The 7,742-nt window shown below is 66.8% G+C and carries 7 protein-coding genes and 1 pseudogene; 3 read left to right on the forward strand and 5 right to left on the reverse strand.

The genetic code is table 11. The annotated features are described in order from the left end of the window. Positions 1-21 precede the first annotated feature (21 nt). Together M3G03_RS12625 and M3G03_RS12630 are read right to left on the reverse strand one after the other, a co-directional pair. Positions 22-1,527 (reverse strand): ATP-binding protein, encoded by a 1,506-nt coding sequence (locus M3G03_RS12625; protein WP_259810485.1) that lies wholly within the window; start codon positions 1,525-1,527, stop codon positions 22-24. Further along, on the reverse strand, positions 1,524-1,844 hold the full coding sequence (locus tag M3G03_RS12630; RefSeq protein ID WP_259810486.1) for a hypothetical protein: 321 nt from the start codon (positions 1,842-1,844) through the stop codon (positions 1,524-1,526). Before M3G03_RS12630 ends, M3G03_RS12625 begins: the two co-directional genes overlap by 4 nt. A gap of 58 nt (positions 1,845-1,902) precedes the next feature. On the opposite strand from M3G03_RS12630, the gene M3G03_RS12635 reads away from it, so the two are divergent. Further along, on the forward strand, positions 1,903-2,445 hold the full coding sequence (locus tag M3G03_RS12635) for a hypothetical protein (protein WP_259810487.1): 543 nt from the start codon (positions 1,903-1,905) through the stop codon (positions 2,443-2,445). Between the two features lie 17 nt (positions 2,446-2,462). After that, positions 2,463-3,680, forward strand: a complete 1,218-nt coding sequence (locus M3G03_RS12640) for a hypothetical protein (RefSeq protein ID WP_259810488.1) — start codon at positions 2,463-2,465, stop codon at positions 3,678-3,680. Positions 3,681-3,691: 11 nt separating this feature from the next. Here the strand turns inward: M3G03_RS12640 and M3G03_RS12645 are convergent, their stop codons facing one another. The 3 genes and pseudogenes from M3G03_RS12645 to M3G03_RS12655 all read right to left on the reverse strand — a co-directional run bounded on the left by M3G03_RS12645 (position 3,692) and on the right by M3G03_RS12655 (position 6,855). Then, complete coding sequence (locus M3G03_RS12645) at positions 3,692-5,161, reverse strand: PrgI family protein (protein ID WP_259810489.1); 1,470 nt, start codon at positions 5,159-5,161, stop codon at positions 3,692-3,694. A 3-nt stretch (positions 5,162-5,164) separates the two neighbouring features. After that, positions 5,165-6,526: a conjugal transfer protein TrbL gene (locus M3G03_RS12650; protein WP_396121962.1), complete on the reverse strand. Its 1,362-nt coding sequence runs from the start codon at positions 6,524-6,526 to the stop codon at positions 5,165-5,167. A 33-nt stretch (positions 6,527-6,559) separates the two neighbouring features. Further along, positions 6,560-6,855 (reverse strand): annotated as a pseudogene (locus tag M3G03_RS12655) (DUF6112 family protein). Positions 6,856-7,037: 182 nt separating this feature from the next. On the opposite strand from M3G03_RS12655, the gene M3G03_RS12660 reads away from it, so the two are divergent. Beyond that, a partial coding sequence (locus tag M3G03_RS12660) for a DUF349 domain-containing protein (RefSeq protein ID WP_259810491.1) occupies positions 7,038-7,742 on the forward strand: 705 nt, incomplete at its 3' end.

The raw sequence follows: 7,742 nt of genomic DNA on the forward strand, positions 1-7,742 counted from the left end.
CGACCCGCATCTTCCGGCGAATCAGGCTTCAGGATTCTTGAACTTGCGGGGAATTCCCGCCGCGCGGCTGCTCGTGTCGAACAAGGCCAGCTCGGCCGGGTGCAGCTGATGCTGGGTAACGAAGCTCCTGGCCTTGATCCGCCACAGGCCTTGGCCGACGCCGAGGTTCGGCAAGAGCTGCTGCTCGGTCCCGGTCAGGCCGAGCGCGGTCGCCGTCGGGCCGAGTTGATCGGACTCCTGCCGGTACACGATCCGCGTCTCCGCGTTCGCCAACAAGGAGTTGGCCAGCGACCGCATCGCCGAGCCTTGGTCGCCCACGTTGTCGAGATCGGTGAGCTTGTGGAAGATCAGCATGTTCGCGATCCCGTAATGCCGCGCGAGTCGCCAGTGCGCATCCATCCGCCGCAACAGCGCGGGATGGGACATGAGCCGCCACGCCTCGTCGTAGATCACCCACCGCTGCCCACCGTTCGGATCGAGCAACGCGGACTCCATCCTCGCCGACGAGCACGTCATCAACACCGAAATGAGCGTCGAGTTCTCGGTGACCCGCGAGAGATCGAGCGAGATCATCGGCAACGACGGATCGAACGCAACCGTCGAAGGCCCATCGAACAACCCGGCCAGGTCACCGGCGACGAGACGACGCAGCGCGTGGCCGACGAGCCTGCCGTCCTCGGCCAACCGACCGTCGGCATCCGTGCTCGGGGCGAGGATGCGGTCAACGACCATCGGCAGGATCGGCACGTCGTTCTCCCGCACCGTCTGGGTCAGGGCGATGTCGATCGCGGTGTGCTCCAACGGCGACAAGCCCCGCGCGAGCACGGTCTCCGCGAGTGCGCCGATCAGGTCACGCCGCCGGGCCGCGACGGTCGAGGCCCACTGCACGTCCGACAGGCCGCTCGGTCGGTGGCCTTCATCGAGTGGATTCAGGCGAGTGTTGAGGCCGTGACCGAGGACGATGGCACGTCCACCGACAGCATTGGCGACGGCGGTGTGTTCGCCCTTCGGGTCGCCGGGCACGTACACGCGCCGCCCGAACGGTAGCGACCGCGTGTAGAGAGACTTGGCCAGCGAGGACTTGCCGGAGCCGACGATCCCGGCCAGCACCACGTTGGGTGCGGTAATGATCCCGCGCGCGTAGAGCACCCACGGGTCGTAGACGAAACTCCCGCCCGAGTAGAGGTCCTGCCCGACGAACACGCCATCGGCACCGAGCCCACCCTCAGCGACGAACGGGTACGCGCCCGCCAGCGTCGCCGATGTGTCCTGATGCCGCGTCAGATGGAACCGACCTGGGGTGCGCAGCCTCGCGGCACCGGGCTCGCCGGCCTTCGGTAGGTAGATAGTGGCGCGGCGCTCGGCACGCTCCGCCTCAGCCCTCGCCTTCGCGGCGGCGATCGCGGTTCTTCGCTGCTCGGCGTGGAGTCGGGCCTCGGCTTTGCGGCGCTGCTTGCGGAGCTTCCGCCGCTCCTTCGACGGTGCCACCAGAACGGCGGTGTGCAGCCGCGCGCGATCCTCGGTCACAGCACCAGCCCCCGCGACTGCTTGACCGCCGTGATCTTCGCCGGCTCGAACCACGACCCATCCCGCTTCGCCGTCGGCAGGTCGGCCCGCTCCGGAGCACCCGGCGACGAGTACGAGACCAGCAGCTCCGGCCCCGCCTGAACCGGAACGGACTCGACCTGTTCGGCATCCGGGCGCTCGGCCTCCGGCTTTGTGTAGCGGCGCAGCAGCGAGACGTAGCCGACGTGAGAGTTGACGACCAGCGCGTAGTCGCCCGAGAGCACCACCCGGTCGTTCGTTCCCTCGCCGGGCTCGTCGTAGACGTACCCGTTCTCCAACGGCCTGCGTGGTCTCGTCGCCGTAGTCCCACTGCGCGAGGAAGTCCACCGCATCGACATGCCCCAGCTCGCCGAGGATGCGCAACGGCCGGTCGGCCTCCTCGCCCTGGAGGAACACCACACTGACCCACCGCGACAGCGCGGCCTCCGTGACGGCCGCGTCGGGGTGCCAGGCGATCCGCCCGGCGGCGATGAACCCTTCCGCGAGCCGGTCGTACGCCCGGTCGACGAGGTTCGCGGCCTTCCGCAGTTCCTCCGCAGCAGCGAGCGCATCGCGCGCTCCTGCCCCGTGACTCCCGGCGTCGTTGAAGGCGTGCGCGGCCTTGTGCTCGTGAACATCGGCGATCTGGTCGAGCGCCTGCCGCAGCGAGCGCATCCCCGAGGACAGATCACCGATCACTCCGTACATGTCGGCGGGCTGATCGAACCTCCGGCTTGCGTGGGCCGACCCCCGCAGTGCCTCGGATGCCTCGGCGGCGTCGGCAGTCGAATTGAAGAACGTGGGCATCATGGACCTCCTGGCACGTCATGTGTCTTGGAGGTGCGCAGGACTCCCACCCGGCTGTCGGCGGTCACGAATACTCTTGAGGTCAGAAGCTGACAGAGGAGGAGCGGCAGGTGGCTGATGAGATCGAGTTGATCCATGACGGCGAGGGGCTGGCTGTCATCGGCAACCCGTCGGCCATCGAGCGCTTCCTTGATTCAGTGGGGCTGTTGTCCTTCTCGCGTGAGCTTCGTCTCGACAGGCTCGGATCAGTGCTCGACACGGGGTCGAAGGTGGCGGAAGCGGCGTCCAACATCGCTGAGAACGCTGGCCGGTACGTGAGACTCACCAAGGAGTCGGCCGAGCAGGTCAAGGAGTTCGGCCTGATGCCTACGAAGACCAAAGGCATCAGTCACGCCATGCTGGGCGACCCCGGCTCCATCAGCAAGTGGATTCAGATCGAGGATGGTCCGGCATCTCTTCTCATGAACCCCGCGATCCTCTCCGGTGCTGCCGGAGTGATGGCTCAGTTTGCTCGGCAGCAAGAGGCACAGGAGCTGAAACAGCTCCTCGTCGCCATCGACGGGAAGCTCGACGACGTACGCCGTAGGCAAAGAGACGAAGTCCTCGCCAAGATGGATCGAGTCAGCTTCGTCATCGAAGAAGCGATGGCGATACGCGAACACGGAGGGGATCGCGAAACCGCTTGGGACAAGATCAAGACCGAGGTGGGCACAATCGCCGAGGTCCAAGCAGACGCACTACGTGCCTTGGAAGCCCTCGCCGACAAGGTAAACGATCAGTCGGGCGTGGGTGCCCTCGCAAGGGCGACCCAGGACATTGAGGCAGAAGTCGGCGTCTGGCTCGCTGTGCTTGCGCGCTGCTTCCAGTTGCAGAACGAGTACGCGGTGCTGGAATTGGATCATGTCTTCGACACAGCGCCGGCTTCGCTGGATGGACATCGGATTGGTCTCGATGCTGCGCTCCAGCAGCGGCGTAGCAAGATCGTCCTGAAGACAGGGCACCTCATGACTCGCCTCGATCAGGCTGGTGGTGTCGCGCGCGAGAACGTCGTGCTGCATGCCCGCGCCGCACGCAAGGTAATCAACTCGATCAACACCGTCAGCGACTCCATTGATGACTTCCATATGCCATTCGCGATCGAGTCCGACCGGGAAGCGCTGACCAGTACTCGTTGGAGAGACGCAGTGCGCGATCCGCAGCAGTTGCGAAACGCCGCAGCAGAGGCTGGGCCGAAGGTCGCTGTGGGTGTCCTCGGCATCGGGACCCTCGTCGTCGGCGCGGTCCTCAAGAACGGCGACTCGAAGGGATCATCTGGCGGAGACGCCTGAAGGGACTGAAGTCACACGCGTCGGCAGAGCGGGAGCGCGGCGGCGGTGAACGCGGCGGCTTGCTGGCCGACGAGGAGCCTGGTCTCACAGGATGCTTGGATCGCGGCCTGCTCGATCGCGGCGACGGCTGCGTCGAGTTCCTCGATGGTGGGTGCGGAGACGGCGATGAGGCCGGTGTAGCGGAGGATACCGTGGCCGGCGGTGAGGTCGGCTTCTTGCTGGAGAACGTCGTGGTATTCGGCGGTCTGGGAGGCGTCTTCGATCTGGCCGATCTTTGCGCGCTGGGCCTGGTCGGAGATGTGCTCGACCTTCTTCTTGCGGATGTCGCGAGCGGCAGCGTCGGAGCGCATAGGGGTGCAGATCAGCGAGAACGACCGCTGGATGCCGGTGGACAGCAACACGGGCGACAGGAATCCCGGATACACCAGCGACCTGGGCCACTCGCTGACCCAGAGCACCGCGTGGTGAGAGGAGTCGGTGCGCAGCCGGCCCCAGGTTTCGGTGACGGCGACGGGCCCTGCGGTCGCGAGGGACTGGCCGAGCCTGCCGTGTCGCTCCAGAGTGGCGGCAACCGCGGGGTCGTAGGCGGAGCGCAGCATCACGGCGATCTGCCCCGGCGTGAGCCACTCCGAGGGCGAGAGGTCGGCGGAGCGGAGCGCTGCGACGAGGGTGTTCATCTCTTGCCGCAGCACGGCGGCGGCACCGCGTATCCCGCCGCCAGCGGTCCTGATCTGCCGCGCTGCCGTCTTCATGTCCAGTGACAGTGAGAGCGTGGTGGCGTGGCGTTCGCCCGCGGGTCCGGCGCGGTCGATGAGTTCTGCGTAGGTGTCGGCCGCCCATGATCCGTCCGGGGTGCCGTGGGTGGCCCACCATTCGGCCAGTCCGGTGCCAGAGTCCGGCAGCGTGCGCTCCAAGACCTGAAGAGTGGCGATTCGCCCGGAACGGCAGACGGTGGCCAGCACGCGGCCCCAGGAGCTGACGCGGCGTTCCTGTTCGCCGGAATCGAGGAGCACGAACGCGGGATGGGTGACCTCGCACACCACCGTCAACGTGGCGGCGTGAGGGTCGTGGATCATCCCTGTCCCGGTTTCGGGGTCAGTGTATTCGCGCAGTCGCGCCATGTCGCCGGGCAGGGCGAGGGTTCCGACGGGGCGCGGGACGACGATCCTGCGCCGATACAGCAGTTGCCCGCCGGTGGTGCGCCACAGCCACCAGCAGGCGATGGGCAGCCACTCCACGATCGGCCGGCCCGCGATCGGTATCCAAGTCAGCGCGGCGGCGAGTACCCAGATCGGGGCACTGTAGGCGAGCAGCATCCCACCTCCGGCGTAGAACGCGCCGATGAGCGTGGCTCCGCCGATGGCGAGCGTGATGAGCTGGGTCAGCGACAGGCCGAGGAGGACGCCGCGGCGGGTGAGTCTGGAGAACTTCACCGGCACGAGTTCACCCGCAGTGGGACGGTCGTGGTTCGTGCTGCTCATCATCTACTCCTTCGGTGGGCGTGGCGCGGGCGGCGGGGGCTGCTTCGGCGGCGGTGACGGGTCGGTGCTCGGCGGTCGTGGTGCCGAGATTGACGGCGGTGCCGCAGGTGAGGCGGCGGGCGGTGGCGTTGTCTGCGCGGCTGCGTCGGCGGCGTGCTCGCCCTGGGTTCCCAGGGCCGTTCCGGCCTTCGGCCCGGCGGTCGCGGCATCCTTGGCGATACTCGCCCCGACCACCACCCCTGCGGCCACGGGGCCGGCCGCGGCCGCGCCGCCCCCGCCTGCGGCGGCACCTCCACCACCCGCGGCGGGTGCCGGTGCCGGGGTCTTCGGCGGTGGCGGTGTGCTACTTCCTCCACCGGAGCCTCCGCCCGCGTTCCCGCCGCCACTGCTGCTCCCGTCGAGCACCTTCTTCGGATCGCCGCCTCCTTGCGGCTTGGTCGGGACGGGGATCGGACGGTTGAGTGCGCTCTTGGCGTCCTGCTCGGAGCCGATCGCGTGGTACATGTCGAACCCGACGAACGCGATGAACTTGTACGTGAGATACGGGGCAAACGCGGCCATCGCCATCAGCACGATCCCCGCGATGGGATCACTGACCGAGGCGAGGTCGGCGTCGATCGGTGCGGAGACCTGGGTGATCGCGACGAGGAACATCACGACGAGCACGAGCTTTGAGCAGATCAGCGCGACGACGAACATCGCCCACTTCCCGATCCACCCGCGCGAGGCGTCCCAGGATGCGCCGCTGAACGCGAGAGGCGCGAACGCGACCGCGACCAGCAGGAGTGCTTTTCTGACGAGGAGGGACAGCCACACGATCGCGGCGGCGGTGATCGCGAGGCCGGCCATGAAGATCGTGATGATCGCGCCGACGCCGGGGGCGGCGATGTTGATGCCGACCAGCCCTGTGGCGAGGAGGGCGATCTTGTCACCCATCGACTCGGTGGTCTCTCCGGCGGCCTGCACGATCCCGATGCACAACTGATCCACGACTTCCAGCAGCAGCGCAGTGAACGTGATGACCACGAACGACCCGAGGACGGACTTCGCCAGGCCCAGCGCGGCGCGGGTGAGGGCGGTGGGGTCGCGTCGGATCAGCCCGGTGATGAGTTGGAGACAGAAAAAGATCAGCATTACGAAGACCGCGATGCCGAACAGCAGGTTGTAGACGGCGATGTAGCCGGACTTGGTGACATCCACCAGAGTCGTGGTGTCGAAGACCGACCAGACGGCCTCGAACAGCCACCCGGCGGCAGCACCCATCGCCTGCGCGAGCCAGTCGAACGGGGCCGCGACCAGCGAGGCGGCTCCTTCGCCGACGGCATCGCAGACCGAGGAGATCACGGGAACGTCGCACACGCCCATCACGAACACCAGCACTCTCAACGACGGTGCGGGTTAGACGGACTGGCCGACGTTCCAGAAGAAGTTGATGAGCGTCACGCTCGCGCCGCAGATCACCGCAGCGCCGCAGGAGACGAGGACGCCGATCTTCCCGCGCGAGGCGAGGTGCGGGTTGGAGGAGTTCGCGCCGAAGCCCCACACGATCGCGGACACGATCAGCGCGAGCACGCTGAGGATCAGGCCGATGGTCATCACCGCGCCGACGATGGTGCGCAGTTGATGATCCCCGGTAGGCCGTTGGTGTTGGGGTCGATATTGATGTCCATCGGCACCAGCAGCGGCGCGGACATGACGTTGGCGAGCAGATCGAACACGGTAGGTCTCCTTGGCGACGGGCGGCCCGCCCACGAACTCGCAGACGGGGTACACGCGACAGGTGCGCAAGCGGTGCTCGGGGGGCTCGCCTCGCCCTTTCTGACGGCGCGCGTGAGCTTGATTGCGCGAGGCCTGATGTCTAGGCGATCATCGTTGTGTGAGCGACGGCAAGTGGGACAAGGACGACCTCGTCCACGGGTCCACCGAGCGCGGCGAGAAGGTCACGGTCAAGTTCACGAAGGACGGCAACGAGGCCCTTGTCGCCCGTGGACACGTCCCAGACATCCAGCGCGACGTCGATCATGTCCACGCCTGGCAACAAAAGACTGGTGACCCAGGGCACCACGACATGCGGCACACGCGGAAGCTCTTCCCTGATGTCAAAGACAACTGGACGGTGGCCCGCGAAGCGAAGGCGCGGTTGGTGTCGCAGGCCGACCGGCTCGCGACATCGACGAACTGGAAGCAGGGTGGCGAAGAGTTCCGGCGTCTGCTGGACGAGTGGAAGTCTGTCGGGCGAGGCGAGAAGGCCACGGATGATGCCCAATGGGCGCAGTTCAGCGCGGCACGTGATCGATTCAACGCGGCACGCAACGCTCACTTCGACCGGGTCAAGCAGGAGAACGAGGCATCTCGCCGCGAGAAGGAACGTATCGTCAGCCGGGCCGAGGCACTCACCCATGCCAGCGATTTGAGGACAGCTTCGGACGAGCTGAAGCGCCTGATGGATGAATGGAAGCGCGCAGGTCGATCTGGCAAGGAGGATGAGCAATCGCTCTGGAGCCGATTCGAGGCTGCCCGTAATCGCGTGTACGACCGCAAGAAGCAGGAGTTCGAGCGGCGACAGCGTGAGTGGGCGTCG

Origin of the sequence: Aestuariimicrobium sp. p3-SID1156 (assembly GCF_025144225.1) — a bacterium.
Taxonomy (GTDB): Bacteria; Actinomycetota; Actinomycetes; order Propionibacteriales; family Propionibacteriaceae; genus Aestuariimicrobium.